A 23,529-nucleotide genomic window follows, 5' to 3' on the forward strand; every position below is an offset into this window, starting at 1 on the left:
ACTCAACCAGTTGACATGGGCGAAAAATGATCAATCACTGAGGCACAGCGGGCACGGGGGCGTTTGCCGACAGCTGTTTACCCGCTTACTGGCTATCGACTTTGCCGAATCGGTTGTCAGGTCAAAGCAGCAGCATCGCCTTTGCGACAGCTTCGACCATCGCCTTGTGCGCTTCGCCTGCTCCCCCCTTGTCTACAACCTGATTCAGGGTATTTCCATCAATATCAAAGAACAGTCGGCGCGAAAGATTCAACGCCATTTCGAATGGTCACCGCCTCAAGTTTTATTGTATACACATTGAATTGCACTATGTATGCAATGTCGAACTTTAGCAGGGGAAATGATCAAGCAACACCCGCTTCATGGCCTCAACACAGCCAGCGGCCGTTTTGCATGTTTTCTTGGTGTGGCCGCAGGCAGCGGCGCTCAGGCAGCGCGGCTGAACTGCAACGCGCCGCGCAGCAAGTTGCGCGCTGACGCTTCAAACGCCTCGGCCTGGCTGGCCTTCATGCGCAGCACCAGGGTGACGGCGTCGGCGTAGGCGGCGTCCAGCACGGTGACCTGCTGCTGTTCACACAGGCGGCGCAGGCTGGATTCGTCGGCGAACTGCAGCACGCAGCGCCGCTCGCATTGCGCCTCAACGGGCTGCAGTTCAGCGGTTTTCACGGCTTCTGAAATGGCCTGGCCGTAGGCGCGCGTCAGGCCGCCGGCGCCCAGCTTGATGCCGCCCCAGTAGCGCACGACTACCGCCAGCACGTTCATCAAGTCCTTGTGCATCAGCACGTTGTACATGGGCTTGGCCGCCGTGCCGGACGGCTCGCCGTCGTCGTCCAGCCCCGAATCGCCGTCGCACACCAGCGCCCAGCAGACATGGCAAGCGCCGGGATGCTGCCGGCGCTGATCGGCCAGCAAAACTTGCGCTTCGGCCCGGCTGCTGGCGGCAAACAGCATGCCGATGAAGCGGCTTTTCTTGATGACGATCTCAAAGCTGGCGGGCGCGGCGAGTTGCTGCATGGCGCAAACTTCAGGCCTTGCGCAGGGCCTGCACGGTTTCGGCCCGCTGCACCATGCCGATGCGCAAATCGTTGCCGGTCGGGCTTTGGTACAGGCGCAGGCCGAACTCGGGCAGGATGGACAACAGGTGGTCAAAGATGTCGTCCTGTGTGCTTTCGTAGACCGCCCAGGCGGTGCTGGCGGTGAAGCAATACACCTCAATCGGCACGCCTTCGGGCGTGGGCTCCAGCGTGCGTACCATCAGCGTCATGCCTTGGTGAATGCGGGGGTTGCCGCGCAGGTACACCTCGATGTAGGCGCGAAAAGTGCCGATATTGGTCAGTCGGCGCTGGTTGGCCGGAAACGTTCCTTTTTCGCCCAGCGCAATCTCTGTCTGGCTGTTCAGCTCGGTCAGCACGGCACGCTTGCCTTGCAGGTAAGGCCGCAGCAGCGCGATATTGCTCAGGTAAGCGATGTCGGCGTCTTCCAGAAAGCGCACCGAGCTGGCGTCCAGCCGCAAGGTGCGCTTGATGCGCCGCCCGCCCGACTCGCTCATGCCGCGCCAGTTGCGGTAGCTTTCCGACATCAGCCGCCAGGTGGGAATGGTGGTGATGGTCTTGTCCCAGTTCTGCACCTTGACGGTGTGCAGCGCAATGTCGACCACATCGCCGTCAGCCCCGACCTGCGGCATTTCAATCCAGTCGCCCAGGCGCAGCATGTCGTTGGACGACAGCAGCACGCCGGCGGTGAAAGACAAAATCGTGTCCTTGAACACCAGCATCAGCACCGCCGACATGGCGCCCAGCCCCGACAGCACAATCAGCGGCGAGCGGTTGAACAGCGTGGCCGCCGCAATGATGCCGGCGGCCACCATCAGGATCAGTTTTCCCAGCTGCACATAGCTCTTGATGGAGCGCACTTTCATGGCGACGGTCTGGCCGTCGCCTGCTACGCCCTGGTGTTGCGCCAGCAGCAACGCGTCCAGCATGGCCAGCAGCGAGCGCACGATCTGGATCACCATGAGGGCCAGGGCCACATTGCTCATCACCGTGACGACCTTGGCACTCAGGTAGGGCACTTCTTCGATACCGATCAACATCACCATCAGCGGCAAGACCTGCGCCATGCGGCGTATCGCGGCGTCGGCCAGCACCACGTCGGTCAGCCTTGAATTGGCCCGATTGCGGATGCGACGCAGCACCGGCATGAACACCAGCACCATCAAAAAACGCACCACCACGGCCAGGGCCAGCAACGCCGCCAGCCCGGCAAAAGCCTGTAGCCAGGGTTCGAGTTTTGTGAAATAAGAAAGATTCAATGCAAGCCCGTCCTCAGGATGAAAAGCCAGTCAGACCGGCCAGGGGGTATTTGGTTCGCAAGCTGCGTTGCGGGCCGCCAAAAGCCGCACCAGCAACTGCAAGCATGCGCTGCAGTGCAGAATATCAATGAAAACTGCCTCTTGCGCACAGCTGTCGGGCGATAACAGCTATATAAATCATAGCGATTTTTGCTGCTGATTGAACCCGCCAAGCCTGGCCGTCACATTCAAACTTCGGGCGTTAACGGGCCAAAGTTTTGCTGCTACTCGTCCCAGTCCATCGCACCAAGCCACCAAAGCGGCTAATCCGTATGCAGCGGCTCCGGCGGCGCTTTCGGGCCTTTGCTGCCGATGCGTTCGTATTCTGAAATCACCTGCGCGCCCAGCAGCAGCAGCGTTGCGGCAATCTCCAGGCTCAAGAGCACCACAATGGCCGTTGTCAGTGAGCCATAGACCACGCCCACCTGCGACAGCGTAGCAAAGTACCAGACCAGCACATGGCGCGTCAGCTCCCAAAGCAGCGCCGCCGTGACGCCGCCCATCAGCGCCCGGCGCAGCGACAGCTTGCCCACCGGCATCACCATGTACACCGAAGTCAGCACAAAGATTTCACCCGTCAGCCCCAGCAAATACAGCAGCAGCAGCGAAAACCGGTTGAGCGACCAGCTCATGCCCAAAAACTCGACACTTTTTTCACCCAGCGCCTGAAAGCTGCCCGCCACCAGCGTCACCAGCAAAAACCCCAGCCCCAGGCAAAAGATATAACAGTACGGCAGCACGGCAGACACCAGAAAATGACGCCGCCGAATCGCCACGCGGTGCAAAAAGATGACCGACATGGCGTTTTCCAGCACGGTAAACGCCAGCGAGCTGAAAAACAGCATCGTGCCCAATAAAACCCAGCCCAATACCTCCCGGTGCGCCAGAAAATTCTTCAGTTCGTTGACGATGAAATCCGATTCGCCCGGTGCCAGCCAGCCGATGTAACGGCCCAGCGACGCCAGCAAAACCGACTGGTCAATCACATTGGACAGCGCAATCGCAATCAAAATCAGCAGTGGAACAATCGACAGCAAGGCGTAATAAGCGACAGCGCCGGCCAGCAGCAGGCCCTGGTTGGCGCGAAAGCCCTTGATCACCTGCAGCGCAAAAGCGCCCGGGTGGCGAAGTACGTAAACAGCCTGCGGTTCAAGCATCATGAGAAGGCCACGGCAATGCGCAGGGCAGAAAAAGGAGTGGCGTTCATTATGCGTGGCGGGTTGGCCGGCTTCCTAAGCCGGTGGTGCCGCTGGCTATGCTTAAATTGCGCCTCAACTTTTTTCCCTCATGGCCATACCCCAATCATTCATTCAGGAGCTGCTGGCGCGTGCCGACGTCGTCGATATCGTCGGGCGCTATGTGCAGCTCAAAAAAGGCGGCGCCAATTTCATGGGCTTATGCCCGTTTCATGGCGAAAAATCGCCCTCTTTCAGCGTCAGCCCCGCGAAACAGTTCTACCACTGCTTTGGCTGCGGCAAAAACGGCAATTCCATCAGCTTCCTGATGGACCACGCCGGCATGACCTTCATTGAAGCCGTCAAAGACCTGGCCCAGCAGTACGGCTTGCAGGTGCCCGAAGACGACGTTTCGCCACAAGACCGGGCCAAAGCCGCCCAGATGCGCGAACAACAGGCCACGCTGACCAGCGTGCTGGAGAAAGCCGGGCGGGCTTACATCAAGAATTTGCGCACATCGGCGCGGGCCATCCAGTATTTCAAGCAGCGCGGCGTCTCGGGTGAAATCGCCAAAACGTTTGGCCTAGGCTATGCGCCTGAAGGCTGGCGCACCCTAGCCAGCGTGTTTCCTGACTACAACGATGCGTTGCTGGTGGAAAGCGGCCTGGTCATCACCGGCGAGCCGGGCGAAGAAAACGCCGCTGGCGAGGCCAAGCGTTACGACCGGTTCCGCGACCGCGTCATGTTTCCGATCCGCAACGTCAAGGGCGAATGCATCGGTTTTGGCGGCCGCGTACTGGGCGACGAAAAACCCAAATACCTCAATTCGCCAGAAACGCCGGTTTTCAGCAAAGGGCGCGAGCTCTACGGGCTGTTTGAAGCCCGCCCCGCCCTGCGGCAGCACGGCTACGCGCTGGTGACTGAGGGCTATATGGACGTGGTGGCGCTGGCGCAACTGGGATTTGCCAACGCCGTCGCCACGCTGGGCACGGCCTGCACGGCAGAGCATGTGCAAAAGCTGTTTCGCTTTACCGATTCGGTGGTCTTCAGCTTTGACGGCGACAGTGCTGGCCGGCGTGCGGCGCACAAGGCGCTGGACGCCGCCCTGCCCTTTGCCAGCGACGTGCGCACGGTCAAGTTTTTGTTCCTGCCCGCTGAGCATGACCCGGACAGTTTCATCCGCGAGCATGGCCAGGAAGGCTTTGCCGCCTATGTCGCCAAGGCCGTGCCGCTGAGCAAATTCATGCTCGAAGCCGCCAGCGAAGGCTGCGACCTGGACACCGCCGAAGGCCGCGCCCACATGGCCAGCAACGCCAGGCCGCTGTGGAGCGCACTGCCCGAAGGCGCGCTCAAGCCGCAGTTGCTGGCCGAGATTGCCGAGCAGGTCATGATCGACAGCCGCGAACTGCTGCAGCTATGGCAGGCGGCGTCCGGGAGCCGCAAGCCGAACTATAAAAACAATAGCACTCTGCGCACGCCCAGCAAGGGCCACCAGCCAGAAAGACACGCAACGGCAGATCAGCATCAGGATATGCCTGCCTTTGATGACTACCCGCCGAGCTTTCATGATGAGAGCGACTACAACGCCTCGGAACCGCATTTTTCGCCCACGCCGCAGACCGCCCCCAAAGGCAAATTCAGCCGCCCCGGATTCACGCCACGCCAGGCGCCGCGCCGGGTCGCAGGCCGCATCCAGCCCGCCAGCCGCGAAGACCGGGTGCTCAGGCTGCTGCTGACCGAGCCGCAAAGCTGGGATCGGCTCAGCACCGAAGAGCACGAATTGCTGATCGCCCTGCCCGCGCCGCACGGCCCGCTGTTTGCCTGGCTGGAAAGCCAGTTGCATGAGCACGGCCCGCAATCCTGGACGGTTTTGCGCGAGGGCTTGCGCGGTCATGCCCACGAACACCATGCCGTGGCCCAGTTTGCCGAAGTGCTGGAAGGCGTGGACTACGACTGGGGCGAAACACGCAAGATATTGGTGCAGCTTCAGCAACTCAAGCGCGACAGCGAAATAGCCGATCTGGTGGCCCGTGCATCCAGCGAGCCGGCGGTGCTGGAGCGTTTGCGCGAATTGCTGGCCCAATCGCGCCACGAAAAAACACTGTCGAAACCCGCATAAACAAAGGGCTTGCGCGGGTTGAATGGTATAATCCGATTTTTCCCGCAAGCGCGACAGCAACACCTCCGGCACCGGCCCCCTTCCACCCAAGGGACACTCACACACGAGACGGCCAATTCCCCGCAAGGACTGCATTCCAAATGTTCGCCCCACCAGTTTGCCAAAAAATCAAGCAGCCCTGTATTTTTTGCACCGGCTGCCTTTATTTTTTTACCGCCCTCAAATTGAATTCTGATTTTTTGCCGCCGCATCGCCTTGCCCTTGAGTTCGGGGCGCCAGCGCATGTTTCCTGACTGCTGATTGATCGATAGCCAGCCCTTGCACCCTGACCCGACAACTCGAAGCTTGATGCGCTTTTATGCAACCCTGCCTTCAAATCGCCTGCAAAGGCTGCAGCTACAAGTGCTTGAAAAATCCGTAAAGCCCGCCATATCCATTGCATCCAGTCCCGACATGCCCCGGTGCGTAAAAAGTATCCAAATTCTGCAAAACCCGATCTGTCTCTGAAGAAAGTCCCCGCCATGCAGCCAAAGTCAACCCAAGCCCAACTCCTTGCTGCTGCAGATGCCCTGCTCAAAAGCGCAGCACCTGCCAAAAAGAAACCCGGACGTCCACCCAAAGCCCCCGCCGTGGCCGGTGCGCCTGTGGCCGCCGCCCCTGCCGTTGCCGCCAAGCGGGCCAAAAAGGCCAAAGATTCCACAATTGACGGCGACGAAGACATGTCGGACATCGAAGCGGAATTTGCCGAAGAGCCTGCCGTGGTAGAAGCCGCGACGGCGACGACGACGGAAAAAGTCAAGCCGCTGCGCATGAAGATCAGCAAGGCGAAAGAACGCGCCTTGATGAAAGAATTCGGCCTGGACGAAACCGTCTTGTCCGAAGAAGACATCCTCAAGCGCCGCCAGCGCCTGAAAGCCTTGATCAAGCTCGGCAAGACGCGCGGCTACCTGACGCACGGCGAAATCTCTGACCACCTGCCCGACAAGCTGGTCGATGCCGAGACGCTCGAAGTCGTCATCAACATGCTCAACGACATGGGCGTGGCGGTGTACGAGCAAGCGCCGGACGCCGAAACCCTGCTGCTGAACAACACCGGCGCCACCGTGGCGACCGAAGAAGAGGCCGAGGAAGAAGCCGAAGCCGCGCTGTCAACCGTTGACAGCGAATTTGGCCGCACTACCGACCCGGTCCGCATGTACATGCGCGAAATGGGCACGGTCGAGCTGCTGACGCGTGAAGGCGAGATCGAGATTGCCAAGCGCATCGAGGGCGGCCTGATGCGCATGATGGAAGCCATTTCTGAAAGCCCGGCGACGATTTCCGAAATCATGCGGCTGGCCGAGGAAATCCGCGAAGGCAAGGTCGTTATTTCGACTGTGGTGGACGGCTTTACCGTTGCCGACGAGGCCGATGACTATGTGGCCGAGGAAGACTTTGACGAATTCGATGAAGACGACGACGACGACGGCAAGGGCGGCTCCAAGGCGCTGACCAAGAAGCTTGAAGAGCTGAAAAAAGAAGCGCTGACCCGCTTCGAGAAGGTTGGCGCATATGCCGAAAAAGTCCAGAAAACCTATGAAAAAGAAGGCTACGGCACGCCGGTTTACCTGAAAACGCAAAAAGCCCTCAGCGACGAGCTGATGACGGTGCGTTTTACCGCCAAGACGATTGAAAAGCTGTGCGACCTGCTGCGCGGCCAGGTGCTGGATGTGCGCAAGAAGGAACGCGAACTGCGCAAGATCATTGTTGAAAAATGCGGCATGCCGCAGGAAACCTTTATCAAGGATTTCCCGCCCAATTTGTTGAACCTGAAATGGGTCGAGAAGCAGGTCGCTTCGGGCAAGCCGTGGTCCAACGTGATGGCGCGCAACATTCCGCCGATTCAGGAACTGCAAACCAAGCTCGGCGAATTGCAGTCCCGCGTCGTGGTGCCCCTGGCGCATCTGAAGGACATCAACAAGCGCATGAACGATGGCGAGTCCAACTCGCGCGATGCCAAGAAAGAAATGATCGAGGCCAACTTGCGGCTAGTGATTTCGATTGCGAAAAAGTACACCAACCGCGGCTTGCAGTTCCTCGATTTGATCCAGGAAGGCAACATCGGCCTGATGAAGGCGGTCGACAAGTTTGAATACCGCCGGGGCTATAAATTTTCGACCTACGCGACGTGGTGGATTCGCCAGGCCATTACCCGCTCGATTGCCGACCAGGCGCGCACCATCCGCATTCCAGTCCACATGATCGAGACGATCAACAAGATGAACCGCCTGTCGCGCCAGCATTTGCAGGAGTTTGGCTTTGAGCCGGACGCCAGCATCCTGGCCGAGAAGATGGAGATTCCGGAAGAGAAAATCCGCAAGATCATGAAGATCGCCAAGGAGCCAATCTCGATGGAAACGCCGATTGGTGACGATGACGACAGCCACTTGGGCGACTTCATTGAAGACGGCGCCAACACCGCACCGCTTGAAGCGGCGATGCAGGCCGGACTGCGCGATGTGGTCAAAGACATTCTCGACAGCCTGACGCCGCGCGAAGCCAAGGTGCTGCGCATGCGCTTCGGCATCGAGATGTCCACTGACCACACGCTGGAAGAAGTCGGCAAGCAGTTCGACGTGACGCGCGAGCGCATCCGCCAAATAGAAGCCAAGGCGCTGCGCAAGCTCAAGCACCCAAGCCGCAGCGACAAACTGCGCAGCTTTATCGACACGCTGTAAAGCCGGTTAACCCTGCCAGCGGCCAGCGCCTTTTTTGCAAGGCACTGGCCGCTTTTTCATGCGCGGGTGCTGCAATTGAAGCGCGCATTGCATACGCATAAATAGTTTTAGCACCGCCTGATGCCCAACCGACTACCGGAAAAACCCATGCGTCCTTTTTACCCCGCTTTGTTGGTTTTTTTCGCCGGCGCGGGTGTGTCTGCTGCCCCTGCATCGCCCACCTGGCTCACGCTCGTGGGCGATCCGAATAATCCGAAAGCGGACTACATCGAGTTTGACCCCAGCGGTTTGGCGCGCGACAACGGCCTGCCAACGCTCCCTGTCAGGGGCAGCCGGGCACGCGCCAGAACCAGCCAGGAAGGCATCGTGTTTCGCTCGTTTGAAGCGGTGGTTGCCGTGCAGTGCAAAAAAAGAACGGCGCACTTTGTGAGTACTTCGTTCTACGCACAACCTGACTTCAAGGGAACGCCATTCAGAACGGTCGTTTTTGCCCCTTCCGACATCCGCCTCATGGCGTTCCGGGAAATCAAGGGAGAGCCCACGCTGCGCGTCGTGCGTGCGGCCTGCAACACGGCCATCAAAACCATAGAGCCTGGCACCGCGCCTGAAGTTGAATCGCAGGCGCTGAAGCTATAGCCCACGCTCCGGGCTGAAAAGCTGAAAGTGACTGCGCAATGCGGGTCAGCAGTTCTGGCCGCGTGGTCGGGTCTTTCATGTATTTACTGCAGAGCGGCGACATGCGGCGGGGCGGAATAGCCATCAGAATGAATATTCCAGGCGCGCAGTTTGATCTGCGCGTGGCCCCTGCCGGCAGACAAAAGCCTGCAAAGGCAGAGCACGCTTTTGAAATTGACCTGCATTTCCAGGTCTTTTTTATAGTTGCAGCGCCACCAACGGCCTGCGGGGCGACGGGGCGATGCAAATTTCAATTTTATGCATGAAACAGGCCTCCGGCGCACGTCGGACGTTCGCTGGCAGCTATCAAATCAGGAGTCGCTCAGTCCAGCTTGATCTGGGCCTGCTCGACGACCTTGGCCCAGCGGGCTTTTTCACGGATCAAAAATTCGTCCTGCTGCAACGGCGTCATGGTCACCACTTCTGCCCCCTGCCCGGCCAGCTTGGCCCGAACGTCGGGCTGGCGGATGACCTTGATCAGTTCGTTGTTGAGGCGGTTCAGGATGGCGGGCGGCGTGCCGTTGGCCACCAGCATGCCTTGCCAGGTGCCGGACTCGAAACCGGTCAACCCTTGCTCGGCCAGCGTCGGCACGTCGCCAATCAGCGGCATGCGACTGCCTTTGGAAACGCCCAGGATCTTGAGCTTGCCGCTTTGCACAAACGGCAACGTTGCCAGCATGCCGTTCATCAAGATCTGGGTTTGCCCGGCAATCGTGTCGGTAATCGCCTGCGAGCCGCCCTTGTACGGGATGTACAGCCATTTGGCGCCACTGGCACGCTCAACCGCCACGCCGGCCAGGTGCGGCGCGCTGCCCATGGCGGTGACGGCAAAGTTCAACTCGGTTTTTTTCGACAGCGCCACCAGCTCCTTCAGGTTGTTGGCCGGCACTGACGGATGCACCACCAGCAGGTGCGGCGAATAGGCCAGCATGGTCACGCCGCGCAGATCCTTGACCGGATCAAAAGGCAGCTTGGTGTACACCGACGGGCTGATGGCCAGCGCGCCGGTGTCGCACAGCAGCAGCGTGTAGCCGTCGGGTGCCGACTTGGCGACGTAATCGGCGCCCAGGTTGCCGTTCGCGCCGGCCTTGTTTTCGACAATGACGGACTGCTTGAGCGCTTCAGACAGCGGCTGGGCAATCGACCGGGCAATGATGTCCGACGAGCCGCCCGGCGGGTACGGCACCACGATGCGGATCGGCTTTGACGGCCAGTGGGGCGACTGCGCGCTGGCAGTGCCCAGACCGAGGGCCAGCGTAACCCCCATGAGATCACGACGGTTGATGGACATGATGCGTCTCCTGCATTGAGTGGATGCCTGGGTTGCCCGCCCTCAAGGCGGCAGCCCTGAAGGGGTTTGAAAACCGTTTGCCGAATGCGTTCAGGCGACGGTGTGGTTGGCCATGATTTCCAGGCTGCGCACGAGCGCGGAATGGTCCAGGTCCTGCATGCCGTTGGCGGCGCAGACCTGCATCAGCTGCGCTGCGCCAGCCGTTTGCGGCAGCGCCACGCCCAGCGCGCGGGCACCGGCCAGCGCCAGGCTCAAATCCTTTTGGTGCAGGCCGATGCGAAAGCCCGGGTTGAACGTGCGCTTGATCATGCGCTCGCCATGCACCTCCAGGATGCGCGACGCAGCAAAGCCGCCCATCAGCGCCTGGCGCACCTTGGCCGGGTCGGCGCCGGCCTTGCTGGCAAACAGCAGCGCCTCGCCGACGGCGGCAATATTCAGCGCCACGATGATCTGGTTGGCGACCTTGCAGGTTTGGCCGTCGCCATTGCCGCCGACCAGCGTGATGTTCTTGCCCATCAACTCGAACAGCGGCTTGACGCGTTCAAAGGCTTCGTCAGGCCCGCCCACCATGATGGTCAGGCTGGCCGCCTTGGCACCGACTTCGCCGCCCGACACCGGTGCGTCGAGGTAGTCGCAGCCGAGCGCGTTGATTTTTTCAGCAAATTCCTTGGTTTCCATGGGCGAAATGGAACTCATGTCCACGACCGTCTTGCCTTGGCTCAAGCCGCTGGCCACGCCGTCATCGCTGAACAGCACCTTGGCCACATCGGGGGTGTCGGGCAGCATCAAAAAGATAATGTCGGCTTTTTGCGCCACTTCCTGGGCTGAGGCGCAAGCGCTGGCCTGGCCGGTCAGCAGTTCGGCAGACACCTCGCTGCGGGTATGCAGGAACACTTCATGTCCTGCGGAGATCAGGTGGGCGGCCATGGGCGCGCCCATGATGCCGAGGCCGATAAATCCAAGTTTGCTCATTGTGGGCTCCAGTCAAAAAGAAATAAAAAGTATCGCGAAATCAGTTGCGGTAGCGGTCGCACAAGGCTTGCGTGGCCGAGCGGAACGCGCCCAGGTCGCTGCCGACGCCGACAAAGGTGGCGCCCATCGCCATGTAGCGTCGCGCATCGGCCTCGACCGGTGCCAGAATGCCGGACGGTTTTCCGCAGGCCTTGGCATCGGCAAACACGGCGGCAATCACGGCCTGCACGTCGGGGTGTCCGGAATTACCCAGGTGGCCCATGCCGGCGGCCAGGTCGGACGGCCCGACAAAAATGCAGTCCACGCCGTCGATGGCGGCAATCTCACGCGCTGCCGCGACGCCGGCCTGGTTTTCGATTTGTACCATCACGCAGATGTGTTCGTTGACCGATTTGAAATAGTCGGGAATCGTGCCGTAGCGGTTGCTGCGCTGCGACACCGACACGCCGCGAATGCCTTGCGGCGGGTAGCGCGTGGCGGCCACTGCGCGCCGCGCATCGTCAGCGCTTTCGACAAACGGGATCAGGAAGTTGTAGAAACCGGCGTCCAACAGGCGCTTGATTTCCACCGCATCGTTGCAGGTCGGGCGCACGACTGGCGCACTCGCGCTGTCTTTCAGCGCCATCAGCTGCGGAATGAAGGTCGTCACGTCGTTGGGCGAGTGTTCGCCGTCGAGCAATATCCAGTCGAATCCGGCCACGCCCAGCACTTCGGTGGTGATGGCATTGGACAGCGACGACCAGCAGCCGATCAGCCTTTTGCCGGCCCGCAAATCACGCTTGAGGCGGTTGGGAAAACTCTGGTAAGGGCTTGCCTGTGTCATGGAATTTCTCCTGTTGCCGCTGGCCGCTATCCAATGGCCGGGCTGTTGACAAATAAAAAAGGGGCTGCTTGCGTCGCACCCCGGATGGGGTTGCAAACTGCTTTTAAGTATCAAACAGGCCTTATGTGCATGTCTGACGTGCGCAAGCAGCTATTAATTAAATAGCGAAAACAGGCTTTGCCTGGACAAGGCCTTGAGGCGTGGCAGCTTTCATGCGGCCTTGATCATTCACGCCAGCGTGTAGGCCGTCTTGACGACGGTGTAGAACTCCTGCGCATAACGCCCCTGCTCGCGCGGGCCGTAGCTGGACCCCTTGCGGCCACCAAACGGCACGTGGTAGTCCACGCCGGCGGTGGGCAGATTCACCATGACCATGCCCGCCTGGCTGTGGCGCTTGAAATGCGTCGCGTATTTCAAGCTGGTGGTGGCCACGCCGGCGGCCAGGCCAAACGGCGTGTTGTTGGCTTCAAACAGCGCTTCTTCGTAGCCCTTCACGCGGATGATGCTGGCCACCGGACCAAACACTTCTTCGCGGTTGATGCGCATGTCAGCCGTAGTGTCAGTCAGCAGCGCCGGGGCCATGAAAAAGCCGTCGGTTGACAGCTTCAGGCGCTGGCCACCGGCCAGCAGCACCGCGCCTTCTTTCTGGCCAATATCGACATACGACAAATCCTGCTCCAGCTGCGACAGCGACGACACCGGGCCAATGTCGATGCCGGCGGCCAGCGCATCGCCGACTTTCAACGTGGCCATGCGGGCCTTCATGGCTTCGACAAATTTCGGGTAAATGCCTTCGGTGACGATCAGCCGGCTCGACGCCGTACAGCGCTGGCCGGTGGAGAAAAACGCGCTTTGCACGCTGAGTTCGACCGCCTGGGCCAGGTCGGCGTCGTCCAGAATGACCTGCGGGTTCTTGCCGCCCATTTCCAGCTGGACTTTTTTCAGGTTGACCGCGCACTGCTGGGCAATGCGGGCGCCCACAGGTTGCGAGCCGGTAAAGCTGATGGCATCGACTCCTGGATGATTGACCAGCGGGTCGCCAATCACGCTGCCCCGGCCCATGACCAGATTGAACACGCCGGCCGGAATGCCGCTGCGGCTGATGATCTCGGCCAGCGCCCAGGCGCAGCCCGGCACCAGGTCGGCGGGTTTCATCACGACGCAGTTGCCGTAGGCCAAAGCAGGCGCGATTTTCCAGGCCGGAATGGCAATCGGAAAATTCCACGGCGTGATGATGCCGACCACGCCAACCGGTTCGCGGGTGATTTCCACGCCAATGCCGGGCCGCACCGAAGGGACGACCTCGCCCGTCAGGCGCAGGCATTCACCGGCAAAGAACTTGAAGATATTGCCGGCTCTGGCCGCTTCGCCAATGCCCTCAAGCTTGGTCTTGCCTTCTTCCCGGGCCAGCAGGGTGCCGAGTTCTTCACGGCGCGCCAGAATTTCGGTGCCGATCTTGTCCAAGGCATCGGCTCTAGCCTGAATGCTGGAAATCGACCAGGCCGGAAAGGCAGCGCGCGCGGCTTGCACGGCGGCGTCCAGTTGCGTGGCGCTGGCCTGGGTGTAGTCACCGATCACGTCAAGCAGGTCGGACGGGTTAATGTTGGGCGTGTAGCCGGTGCCAGCGATCCATTCGCCACCGATCAGGTTGTCGTGTTGTTGGGTCATTGTTTAATCCTTGAATGTTGTGGGTTGAAAGGCGAAAGCGATGGCGTTCCATTCGTCATTCCTGCGCAGGCGGGAATGACGGCGGTGTGTATTCAGGTCACGGGTGCCGGGTTGAACAGCACCAGCGCGTTGTGCAGCTTCCAGTGTTCGGCCCAGGTTTTCTTGCGGCCGCTGGCCACGTCGAGCATGAACTGGAACAGCTCGCAGCCCACGTCTTCAATGCTGGCGTCGCCGTCGGCAATTCGTCCGGCGTTGATGTCCATCAGGTCATGCCAGCGCCGCGCCAAGTCGGTGCGAGTCGCCACCTTGATGACCGGCACTTCGGCCAGGCCGTAAGGCGTGCCGCGTCCGGTGGTGAACACATGCAGGTTGATGCCGGCGGCCAGTTGCAGCGTGCCGCAAATGAAGTCGCTGGCCGGCGTGGCCGCGTAGATCAGCCCCTTTTGTTTGACCTTTTCGCCCGGTGACAGCACGCCGCTGATGGGTGCGCTGCCGGACTTGACGATCGAGCCCATCGCTTTTTCGACAATGTTGGACAAGCCGCCCTTCTTGTTGCCCGGCGTGGTGTTGGCGCTGCGGTCAACCTTGCCTTTTTCCAGGTAAGCGTCGTACCAGGCCATTTCGCGGATCATCGCTTGCGCCACTTCCGGCGTGCTGGCGCGCGATGTCAATTGGTCGATGCCGTCGCGGACTTCGGTGGTTTCCGAGAACATCACTGTCGCGCCGGCGCGCACCAGCAAATCGGTGCAAAAACCCACTGCCGGATTAGCCGTGACGCCAGAGAATGCATCGCTGCCGCCGCACTGCACACCGACGACGAGTTCGCTGGCAGGCACGGTTTCGCGCCGGCGCGCATTGAGCTTTTCCAGGTGCAACTCGGCCGCGCCCATGATCGAGTCGATCATCGACATGAAGCCGACATGGTGTTCCGACTGCAGGCAGACCACATCGAGCGGCGCGTCTGCCGTCATACCGACATCGGCGACGTTGCGCTCGTCCATGATGGGAATAGTGCCGGGCGGCAGCAGGCGCTCGGGTTGTAATTTTTCGCAGCCCAGGCTGACGACCATGACCTCGCCGCCAAAGTTGGGGTTCAGCGTGATGTTGCGCAGCGTGCGGATCGGGATGATCGCGTCCGGCGCATCAATCGCCACGCCGCAGCCATAGCTGTGCTCCAGCCCCACCACGTCATCGACATGCGGGAAGCGCGGCAGCAATTCATCCTTGATGCGCTTGACGGCGAACTCGACCACGCCGGCCACGCACTGCACGGTGGTGGTGATGGCAAGGATGTTGCGGCTGCCGACCGAGCCGTCGGCATTGCGGTAGCCCTCAAAGGTGTAACCCTCCAGCGGCGGCATGGGTTCGGGTTTCACGGTAGCAATCGGCAGGTTGTCCAGACCGCGCGCATCCGGCATTTCCAGCAAGCGCTCATGCACCCAGCTGCCGGCCGCAATGTCTTTGACGGCATAGCCGATGGGCACGTTGTAGCGCCGCACAATGCCGCCCTGCGGCAAGTCCACCAACGCGACCTTGTGGCCTTGCGGCACCTTGTCGCGCAAGGTCAAGCCGTTGGCAAAAACGGTGCCCGCCGGCAGGCCGCCATCGTTCACGACGATGGCCACGTTGTCAGCCTCGTGCATGAGGATGTAGCGGGGCTGGGAACTTGGCACGGAGGTCATGGAAAAACTCCGGTGGGTTACTGCGGGCCAAGCGTCTTGATCAACGCGGACAGCGCTTCCATCTCGGCCGGTTTCAGGTCAATTAGGGGTGTGCGCACCGGACCGGCGCTGTGTCCAACGAGGGTGGCACCGGCCTTGACAATGCTGACGGCGTAACCTGGACTCTTGTTGCGAATCGCCAGGTACGGCATGAAAAATTCTTTGAGCAGGCGGTGCTGCGTCGCCATGTCGTCGCTGGCGACGGCATGGTAGAAATCCATGGCCGTTTTTGGGATGAAGTTGAACACTGCCGACGAATACACCGGCGTGCCCAGCGCCTTGTAGGCGGCGGCATAGACTTCTGCGGTGGGCAAGCCACCCAAATACGAGAAGCGGTCACCCATCTTCAGGAAAATGGAGGCCATGGTTTCGATGTTGCCCACGCCGTCCTTGAAGCCGATCAGGTTCGGGCAGCGGTCAGCCAAAATCGCCAGCGAATCAGCGGTGAGCTTGCAGACATTGCGGTTGTAAACGATGACGCCGAATTTGACGCTCTTGCAAACCGCCTCAACATGGGCAATCAAGCCTTCCTGACACGCTTCCATCAGGTAATGCGGCAACAGCAAAATGCCGTGCGCGCCCAGGCGTTCGGCTTCTTGCGCGCAGGCAATGGCAAAGCGCGTCGGGCCACCGACGCCGGCAATGATGGGCACCTTGCCCCGGCAGGTGTCCACTGCCGTCTTGATGATGAGCGGATATTCATCGCCCGTGAGCGAGAAAAATTCGCCCGTGCCGCCAGCCGCAAACAGCGCCGTGGCGCCATAAGGAGCCAGCCACTCCAAGCGTTCGGCGTAGCTTTTGGGGTTGAAGTCGCCTTGGGTATCAAAGTCGGTGATTGGAAAAGACAGCAGGCCGGAGCTGACAATGGTTTTGAGTTCTTGCGGATTCATGAAAAGCTCTTTAAATAAACTTTGATTTGAAGGGTGCGAAGGCAGCGCAATGCGGCGGCCAGCACAGCGTGGATTCACGCCGTGCTGACGGCCCTCCTGTATCTAGCCGCTGGCGGCTTGTCAGGAGGAGACTGGAAGGAAGCAATTGATCTGGAAAGCAGCTTTTGAAAAAGTGCCGGCTTATTTCAGCAACAGATTCGGCAGCCAGAGCGACAGCGCAGGGATATAGGTCACAGCCAGCAGCACCAGCATGAGCGCACCAAAGAACGGATACAGCGCCTTGACCACCTTTTCAATCGGCAACTTGGCCACTGCAGCACCCACGAACAGCACGCCACCAACGGGCGGTGTGATCAGGCCCATGCCGAGGTTGACCATCATGATCATGCCGAAATGCACCGGATCAACGCCCATCGCGGTGACGACGGGCAGCAAGATCGGCGTCATGATCAGGATCAGCGGCGCCATGTCCATCAGCGTGCCCAGCACCAGCAGCAGCACGTTGATCATCATCAAAACGACATACTTGTTGTCTGAAACACTGGTAAACAGCTCGGTGATTTGCTGCGGAATCTGCATCAAGGTCATGACGTAGCCAAAGCTGGCAGCAAAGCCAATCAGGATCATCACGATGGACAGCGTCTTGACGGTGCGGTGCACCAGCTTGGGCAGCTCGTTCCATTTGTAGTCGCGGTAGATAAACATGGTGACAAAAAACGCCCAGATCACGGCAATCGCGGCGGATTCGGTGGCGGTGAAAACACCGGTCAAAATGCCGCCCAGAATAATCACCATCGTCATCAAGCCCCAGAGCGCGTCAATGCAAATCTTGATGGCCTGGCGCATGGGAATGCGTTCACCCTTGGGAAAATCGCGTTTCTTGGCAATGAACAGGCACATGCCCGCCAGCGTCAAGCCCAGCAGCAGCCCCGGCAAAATACCCGCCAGGAACAAGGCGGCAATCGACACGCCGCCGCCCGCAGCCAGTGAGTAAATCACGGCGTTGTGGCTGGGGGGAATCAAGATCGCCTGCACCGAACCGCTGACCGTCACGGCGGTGGCGAAGTCACGCGGATAGCCTTTCTTTTCCATCTCCGGAATCAGCACCGAACCAATCGAAGCCGTGTCGGCCATGGACGAGCCCGAAATCGCGCCGAAAAAGGTCGAAGCCAGAATGTTGACCAGTGACAGGCCGCCCCGGATAAAACCGACCAGCACGCTGGCAAACGCCACCAGCCGGCGCGACATGCCGCCCTCGGCCATGATGGCGCCGGCCAGCACAAAGAAAGGAATGGCCAGCAGCGAAAACTTGTTCACGCCACTGGCAATGGCAATCATGACGGCGTCGAGCGGAATGTCGATCCACCAGGCACCGACCAAGGCGGCCAGACCCAGGGCATACGCCACTGGCATGCCGATGATCATCAGACCCAAAAATGAGCCGAGCAGAATAAAAGCATCCATCAGAGCGCTCCCGCTTCAATTTTTTCGTGGTCGAACGTGACCACCGCGCGCTGGCCCTGATAGCCAATGAAGATGTGCTCCAGAATAAACACCAGCGTCAGCAGGCCACCCAGCGGCACTGGCAGATAAGTCGCGCCCACTGGCATCCAGGACAGGTCACCGATGGTCTGGTGCCAAGTCCCCATGACCAGCTTGAAGCCATAAAAAATCATGAACACAGCGACGGACAGCATCAAAAGATCGACCAACCGAGCGCACAGCCAACGCAATTTCACGGGCAGGCGATCGGTAATCATCGCCACGGCAATATGCGCACCTGCACGGTAGGTGGCGGCAGCGCCCAAAAAGGTGAACACCACCATCAGCAAGATGGAAACAGGTTCGGGCCATTGCGAGCCGGTACCCAGCACATAGCGGGCAAAGATGCCCCAGGGAATGATCAGCGACATGACAAAAACCGCTGCACCGGAAATCCAGATGCAGGCCAGGTAGAGCATGTCGTTGAAACGAAGAATATTATTTTTCATGGTGCTATCCGGTCGGACGCCACCGGGGCGAAGCCATTGCTGGCAGCCGCCCCGGCTTGGGTCACAGGTCTCAGTTGGACTTGGTGGCGTCGATGCGCTTCATCAGATCCGTGAAATCGGCGCCGTACTTGGCACGCACCGGCGCAGTCGCATCAAAGAAAAGCTTCTGGTCAACCGGCACGAACTCCACGCCAGCAGCTTTGAGCTTGACGGTGTAATCCGCCACGCTCTTGTCCCACAGCACGCGTTCTTCCATCTGCGCTTCACGGGACAGCTTTTTAATCAGCGCCTTGTCGTCGGCCGACAGCTTGTCCCAGGTGACTTTAGACATCACCAGCAATTCCGGAATGATGAAGTGATTGGTCTGGGCGTAGTACTTTGTGCCCGTCGTGAAGTGGTTCGACGTGTAAAGGCTGGGGACATTGTTTTCTGCACCGTCGATCACACCGGTCTGCAGCGCACTGAACACTTCGCCATAGGCCATTGAAATTCCGTTGCCGCCCATGGCATTCATGGTGTCGACAAACAACGGGTTGCCCTGCATCCGGACCTTGATGCCCTTCAAGTCGGCCGGTGTCTTGACCAGTTTCTTGGTGTACAGATTTCGGGCACCGCTGTCCATCCAGCCCAGCGCCACCAGACGTGCCGGACTGTCAGTGATCTTTTGCAGCAGTTCGGCGCCAATCGGGCCGTCAATCACAGCGCGCATGTGTGGAATGTCACGAAACACGAAAGGCATGTTGAACACATTCACATCGGGTGCCACCGGCCCCACCACGCCCAGCGAGATGCGGGCAATTTGCAAGGCACCGATCTGGACTTGCTCGACGGCTTCCTTTTCCTGGCCCAGCACCGCGCCGGGGTACATCTTCAACGTGATGCGGCCTTTGGTGGCGGCGTCCAGTTTTTTGCCCATGTTTTCGACTGCGACCACAGTCGGGTAACCGGCCGGCTGGTTGTCCACCGCCTTGAGCACCATCTTTTGCGCCATCGCGCCAAAAGACGCGGAAAGGGCAACAACCGCCACTGCGGCAGCCACAAAATTTCTACGGAAAGTCATGCTTGTCTCCTTGAAGGAACGGGTTAAAAGTTTTAAACGGGAACAGGTGAAAAAACAGGCTCAGGCAGCCCGCGTACGCCGGGGCGCAGCGCAAACACACCGCCGGCCAGCGGCTGGTCAGATAAATCGATACCGTCGGGGCGAATCGATGTCACGAACAAGGTGTCCAGGCCCGCGCCGCCAAAGGCGCACATGGCCGGTTTTTTGACCGGCACGGCCAGCGAGCGGTCGAGCTTGCCGCCAGGTGTGAAACGGTGAATCAGGCCGGCGTCGTTGCCGCAAATCCAGTAGCAGCCGTCGGCATCCACCGCCGCCCCATCGGGCCGGCCTGGCAGCGGGTTCATATCGATGAACAGGCGGCGATGGGTCGGCGTGCCCGTCTCCAGGTCGTAGTCATAAGCCCAGACCGACTGCACCGAAGGGTGCGAGTCCGACAGGTACATCGTGCGGCCGTCAGGGCTGAAGGCCATGCCGTTGGGCGTGATGAAGCCATCTAACAGCTTCGTCAATCCACTCTTCTTTTGATAGCTGTAGACGCAGCCTGTGCTTGCGCCAGCGGTCATATTCATCAACATTGTGCCGGCCAGGAAGCGGCCCTGGCGGTCGCAGCGGCCATCGTTGAAGCGCATGCCCGGCATGGCATGGCTGACGGGGGCCAGACTTTCAAAGCCGAGTTGTCCGTCGTCCTGAAGTTGCAGCGCGAAAATGCCGCTTTCTGCGCCGGCAATCCAGCCGCTTGATGCGTCCATGCGTGCCACGCAGGCCAGCATTTCGGGTGCCAGCCAACTGCGGCTCTCGCCCGTGGCGGGCGTCCAGCGGCACAGGGTGCGCGCCGGAATATCGACCCAATAGAGGGCTTGTTCTGCGCCGTGCCAGACAGGGCTTTCGCCGGTTCCGTTGCGCGCATCGAGCACCAGCTCGGCCTTGATGGTGTTGGCAGTCATGGCTTGATCAGTCGCCAAACGGGCCGGCCACCACAAAGCCGCCGCCCTGGTACAAAGCTACTGGGTCGGTCAGGTCGGGAGAATTTGTGCGGGCATAAACAGCGTCCCGGAACACGTCCGAGCTGTCTTGCGGCACGTAGCCAATATGGCGCGCGCGGCTGTTGTCCCACCACGTGACAGCGTTGTCGGACATGCCAAAAATGATACTGTGGCCCAGCACCGGCGTGGTTAGGCAAGCAGTAATCAGGCGGTGCAGATCGTCAAAACTCAGCCAGGTCGCCAGCATGCGGCGGTCTTTGGGTTCGGCAAACGAGGAACCGATGCGCACGCAGGCGGTTTCAATGCCGTAGCGGTCAAAGTAAAAGCGTGACAAGTCTTCGCCGAAGGCTTTGCTCAGGCCGTACATACCGTCGGGCCGGGCCGGATGGTCGGCGGTGAGGGTTTCGTCCTGGCGATAAAAGCCCGTGACATGGTTGGAGCTGGCAAACACCACGCGCTTGACGCCGTGCTTGCGGGCCGACTCATAGAGGTTGTAGGCGCCCAGAATATTGGCCTGCAAAATCGGGCCAAACGGGCCTTCAACCGACATGCCGCCCAGGTGAACAATGGCGTTGACGCCAGCCACCATCGCGTCAACCGCCGTTGCATCCGCCAGGTCGGCCAGGACGATTTCCTCGCCTTCGACGGCCTCACCAAAAGACTGGACATCTGACAACCGCAGAACGGAACAATTGGCTTTGAGCCGCTCGCGCAAGGCTTTTCCCAAACCACCGGCCGCGCCCGTCAGCAGCAATTTTTCATGCACTTTTATCGTCATTTTTCGAGGCCGTTTCTTTGTAAAACACTGGACAATTCCATCAGTTTTGATAGAGTCAAACCCATCAAACGTCAGTCGTATGTTGTCTGATGACTCAAATTGTCCAATTGCGCTTTTAACCTGTCAATGGTTTTTAAATGAACTCATGGAAAACACCTAGTCAGCCCCAAACCGCCGATATCGGCAACGCGCACCCGAGCGGGGAGGTGTTGCCGCGCCCACGCCGGCCACGTGGACTGGTCGGTGAAATCGTCGAAAGCCTGTCCGGCAGCATCCGCTCGGGTGATTTGCAACCGGGTGAAAAACTGCCGACCGAAGCTGAAATCATGGCCCGGTTTGACGTCAGCCGCACGGTGGTGCGCGAGTCGCTTTCCAAGCTGCAGGCGTCGGGTCTGGTTGAAACGCGGCACGGAATTGGCACTTTTGTGCTGCAGCCGCAGGAAACCAGCAACTTCCGGATCACGGCTGAAGACTTTGCTACCGTGGCCGATGTGATCTCGGTGCTGGAACTGCGCATCAGCCTGGAAACCGAGGCCGCCGGCCTGGCCGCCCAGAGGAGAACGCCTGAAAACCTCCAGGCTATGCAAAGCGCGCTGCAGGCTTTTCAGCACTCGATTTACCAGGACTCTGACGCCGTGCCGCCCGACTTCCAGTTCCATATGGAAGTCGCCCATTCAACCGGCAACCGGCATTTTGCCGACCTGATGACTTACCTGGGCACCATGATCATTCCGCGCACCCGCGTCAACACCATGCACACCGCCCCCGAAGGCCGGCTGAATTACCTGGAGCGCGTCCACGGCGAGCACGAAAGCATCTTCAACGCCATCCGCGACCAGGACACCGAAGCCGCGCGCGCCGCCATGCGCACCCATCTGGCCAACAGCCGGGAACGCTTGCGCCGGGGCAGCAACGCGCACACGATGCAGCCTGAAGCTGAGTTGGCAGGCTTGCCTGTTCATGCTCCGCATTAAATCCCGCTAGGAAACCTCCTTGAGTTGTACGACAACTTAAAAGAATTTTTATATCTCACTACCGCTATGCCACCCCACTCTGCCCAAATCAAGCCACTTGCTGACACCTCCAGCACCGGCCCGGTCAACGAGCGCTTGCGTATCGCCGTGATTGGCGCGGGACTCGCCTCGGCACCGCATTTTTTGAGTCTGGCCGATCTGGCGAGTGAAGTGGAGGTTGTCTGGGTCTATGGGCGCAGTGCCGAGCGCCTGTCAAGTGTCGTCACGCCCGGCGCAGCCCGCAAGACGAGCCGGCTTGAAGACATTCTTGAAGATGCCAGCGTCAAGGCCGTGCTGGTGCTGACGCCGCCCAACACGCACCTGGAACTTGTGCAGCGCGCAGCCCGGGCCGGCAAACATGTGCTGGTCGAAAAGCCGCTGGAAATCAACCTGGAACGCGCTGCGGCGCTGGTGCAAGCCTGCGAGGCGGCGGGCGTCACGCTGGCGGTCATGCTGCAGCATCGTTTGCGTGACGCTGCCGTAGGGCTGAAGGCGTTGATGGACGCCGGTGAACTGGGCCAGCTGGTCAGCGCCAGCGCATCCATCCGCTGGTGGCGGCCGCAAAGCTATTACGACGAACCGGGGCGTGGCACGCTGGCCCGCGACGGCGGCGGCGTGCTGATCACGCAGGCCATTCATACGCTGGATTTGCTGCTCAGCCTGACCGGCTTGCCCAAGCGCGTGACCGGGCTTGCGGCTACTTCGCCGGTGCACCGCATGGAAGGCGAAGACACGGCGGCCGCGCTGCTGCACTATGCGGGCGGCGCCATCGGCATGGTGCAGGCGACCACGGCGGCTTATCCCGGCTTTGCGGAGCGCATTGAACTCAATGGCACGCTGGGCTCGGCCACGTTGGAAGCCGGCGAACTGCGGGTGCTGTTTGCCGACGGCACAACACGCATGCTCGGAACGCCCGAGGCTTCAGGCGGCGGCGCGAATCCGATGGCGTTTGACCATGCCGCCCACCGTGCCGTGCTGCAAGACTTCATTCGCGCCGTGCAGCAAGGCATTGCCCCTGCCATGACGGGCCGTTCGGCGCTGGCCGTGCAGCAGGTGATTGAAAGCATCATGGAATCGTCCAGAACCCGAAGCACGATTTCATTGACGCCTTCAGCACCGCGCTGACGCCTGAAGGCATGCTGGGCCAGGCGGCCGCTTTTACGCAGGCGGCTTGAAGCCATTTATTTAAGGGTTTTTGGCCGCCAGTCCAAACAGCACGGGCACCATCAGCTATAAAACTCGTAGCAAAACAGATTTTGCGTTATATTTGGCGTCACGCTATTTGCGGAACCCCCACCGCCCC

At 60.1% G+C, this 23,529-nt stretch carries 21 protein-coding genes; 6 read left to right on the top strand and 15 right to left on the bottom strand.

The genetic code is table 11. The features are described from left to right. Positions 1 to 121: 121 nt before the first annotated feature. The 4 genes from RCH06_RS00560 to RCH06_RS00575 form a co-directional block, all read right to left on the bottom strand. Positions 122 to 259: a hypothetical protein gene (locus RCH06_RS00560; RefSeq protein ID WP_327079479.1), complete on the bottom strand. Its 138-nt coding sequence runs from the start codon at positions 257 to 259 to the stop codon at positions 122 to 124. A 167-nt stretch (positions 260 to 426) separates the two neighbouring features. After that, positions 427 to 1,014, bottom strand: a complete 588-nt coding sequence (locus RCH06_RS00565; RefSeq protein WP_327079480.1) for an IMPACT family protein — start codon at positions 1,012 to 1,014, stop codon at positions 427 to 429. A 10-nt stretch (positions 1,015 to 1,024) separates the two neighbouring features. Then, positions 1,025 to 2,311, bottom strand: coding sequence for a mechanosensitive ion channel family protein (locus tag RCH06_RS00570; RefSeq protein WP_327079481.1), 1,287 nt, complete (start codon positions 2,309 to 2,311; stop codon positions 1,025 to 1,027). Between the two features lie 302 nt (positions 2,312 to 2,613). Beyond that, positions 2,614 to 3,510, bottom strand: a complete 897-nt coding sequence (locus RCH06_RS00575; protein ID WP_327079482.1) for a YihY/virulence factor BrkB family protein — start codon at positions 3,508 to 3,510, stop codon at positions 2,614 to 2,616. A 127-nt stretch (positions 3,511 to 3,637) separates the two neighbouring features. Between RCH06_RS00575 and dnaG the strand changes: the two genes are divergently transcribed. The 4 genes from dnaG (at position 3,638) to RCH06_RS00595 (ending at position 9,302) form a co-directional block, all read left to right on the top strand. Then, positions 3,638 to 5,644, top strand: coding sequence for a DNA primase (gene dnaG, locus RCH06_RS00580; RefSeq protein ID WP_327079483.1), 2,007 nt, complete (start codon positions 3,638 to 3,640; stop codon positions 5,642 to 5,644). Positions 5,645 to 6,141: 497 nt separating this feature from the next. Beyond that, a complete protein-coding gene (gene rpoD, locus RCH06_RS00585; protein ID WP_442799574.1) occupies positions 6,142 to 8,361 on the top strand; it encodes an RNA polymerase sigma factor RpoD in 2,220 nt (739 codons plus the stop codon). Positions 8,362 to 8,508: 147 nt separating this feature from the next. Next, a complete protein-coding gene (locus RCH06_RS00590; RefSeq protein ID WP_327079485.1) occupies positions 8,509 to 8,997 on the top strand; it encodes a hypothetical protein in 489 nt (162 codons plus the stop codon). A 77-nt stretch (positions 8,998 to 9,074) separates the two neighbouring features. Beyond that, complete coding sequence (locus RCH06_RS00595; RefSeq protein WP_327079486.1) at positions 9,075 to 9,302, top strand: hypothetical protein; 228 nt, start codon at positions 9,075 to 9,077, stop codon at positions 9,300 to 9,302. 56 nt (positions 9,303 to 9,358) lie between these two features. Here the strand turns inward: RCH06_RS00595 and RCH06_RS00600 are convergent, their stop codons facing one another. From RCH06_RS00600 to RCH06_RS00650, 11 genes are all read right to left on the bottom strand, one after another. Beyond that, the gene (locus tag RCH06_RS00600) at positions 9,359 to 10,327 is read right to left on the bottom strand and encodes a Bug family tripartite tricarboxylate transporter substrate binding protein (RefSeq protein ID WP_327079487.1); all 969 of its coding nucleotides are present in this window, start codon (positions 10,325 to 10,327) and stop codon (positions 9,359 to 9,361) included. A gap of 90 nt (positions 10,328 to 10,417) precedes the next feature. After that, on the bottom strand, positions 10,418 to 11,299 hold the full coding sequence (gene glxR, locus RCH06_RS00605) for a 2-hydroxy-3-oxopropionate reductase (RefSeq protein ID WP_327079488.1): 882 nt from the start codon (positions 11,297 to 11,299) through the stop codon (positions 10,418 to 10,420). 40 nt (positions 11,300 to 11,339) lie between these two features. Then, positions 11,340 to 12,122 carry a 2-dehydro-3-deoxyglucarate aldolase gene (garL, locus tag RCH06_RS00610; RefSeq protein WP_327079489.1) on the bottom strand — a complete coding sequence of 261 codons (783 nt, stop codon included), beginning with the start codon at positions 12,120 to 12,122 and terminating at the stop codon, positions 11,340 to 11,342. A gap of 228 nt (positions 12,123 to 12,350) precedes the next feature. Continuing rightward, a complete protein-coding gene (locus RCH06_RS00615; protein ID WP_327079490.1) occupies positions 12,351 to 13,790 on the bottom strand; it encodes an aldehyde dehydrogenase family protein in 1,440 nt (479 codons plus the stop codon). A gap of 92 nt (positions 13,791 to 13,882) precedes the next feature. Then, positions 13,883 to 15,472, bottom strand: coding sequence for a galactarate dehydratase (gene garD, locus RCH06_RS00620; RefSeq protein WP_327079491.1), 1,590 nt, complete (start codon positions 15,470 to 15,472; stop codon positions 13,883 to 13,885). A 17-nt stretch (positions 15,473 to 15,489) separates the two neighbouring features. Then, positions 15,490 to 16,401 (bottom strand): 5-dehydro-4-deoxyglucarate dehydratase, encoded by a 912-nt coding sequence (kdgD, locus tag RCH06_RS00625; protein WP_327079492.1) that lies wholly within the window; start codon positions 16,399 to 16,401, stop codon positions 15,490 to 15,492. 180 nt (positions 16,402 to 16,581) lie between these two features. Further along, positions 16,582 to 17,865, bottom strand: coding sequence for a TRAP transporter large permease (locus RCH06_RS00630; RefSeq protein WP_327079493.1), 1,284 nt, complete (start codon positions 17,863 to 17,865; stop codon positions 16,582 to 16,584). Further along, positions 17,865 to 18,392 carry a TRAP transporter small permease gene (locus tag RCH06_RS00635; RefSeq protein ID WP_327079494.1) on the bottom strand — a complete coding sequence of 176 codons (528 nt, stop codon included), beginning with the start codon at positions 18,390 to 18,392 and terminating at the stop codon, positions 17,865 to 17,867. The genes RCH06_RS00630 and RCH06_RS00635 overlap by 1 nt, the downstream gene beginning before the upstream one ends. Positions 18,393 to 18,462: 70 nt before the next feature. Continuing rightward, positions 18,463 to 19,452 carry a TRAP transporter substrate-binding protein gene (locus tag RCH06_RS00640; protein ID WP_327079495.1) on the bottom strand — a complete coding sequence of 330 codons (990 nt, stop codon included), beginning with the start codon at positions 19,450 to 19,452 and terminating at the stop codon, positions 18,463 to 18,465. A gap of 32 nt (positions 19,453 to 19,484) precedes the next feature. After that, complete coding sequence (locus RCH06_RS00645; RefSeq protein WP_327079496.1) at positions 19,485 to 20,396, bottom strand: SMP-30/gluconolactonase/LRE family protein; 912 nt, start codon at positions 20,394 to 20,396, stop codon at positions 19,485 to 19,487. A 7-nt stretch (positions 20,397 to 20,403) separates the two neighbouring features. Beyond that, the gene (locus RCH06_RS00650) at positions 20,404 to 21,213 is read right to left on the bottom strand and encodes an NAD-dependent epimerase/dehydratase family protein (protein WP_327079497.1); all 810 of its coding nucleotides are present in this window, start codon (positions 21,211 to 21,213) and stop codon (positions 20,404 to 20,406) included. 137 nt (positions 21,214 to 21,350) lie between these two features. Here RCH06_RS00650 and RCH06_RS00655 point away from each other — a divergent pair, with 137 nt between their 5' ends. Together RCH06_RS00655 and RCH06_RS00660 are read left to right on the top strand one after the other, a co-directional pair. After that, on the top strand, positions 21,351 to 22,187 hold the full coding sequence (locus tag RCH06_RS00655) for a FadR/GntR family transcriptional regulator (protein ID WP_327079498.1): 837 nt from the start codon (positions 21,351 to 21,353) through the stop codon (positions 22,185 to 22,187). Positions 22,188 to 22,253: 66 nt separating this feature from the next. Further along, positions 22,254 to 23,351: a Gfo/Idh/MocA family protein gene (locus tag RCH06_RS00660; RefSeq protein ID WP_327079499.1), complete on the top strand. Its 1,098-nt coding sequence runs from the start codon at positions 22,254 to 22,256 to the stop codon at positions 23,349 to 23,351. Positions 23,352 to 23,529 lie beyond the last annotated feature (178 nt).

Source organism: Polaromonas sp. CG_9.5, assembly GCF_035984465.1.
Taxonomy (GTDB): domain Bacteria; phylum Pseudomonadota; class Gammaproteobacteria; order Burkholderiales; family Burkholderiaceae_C; genus Polaromonas.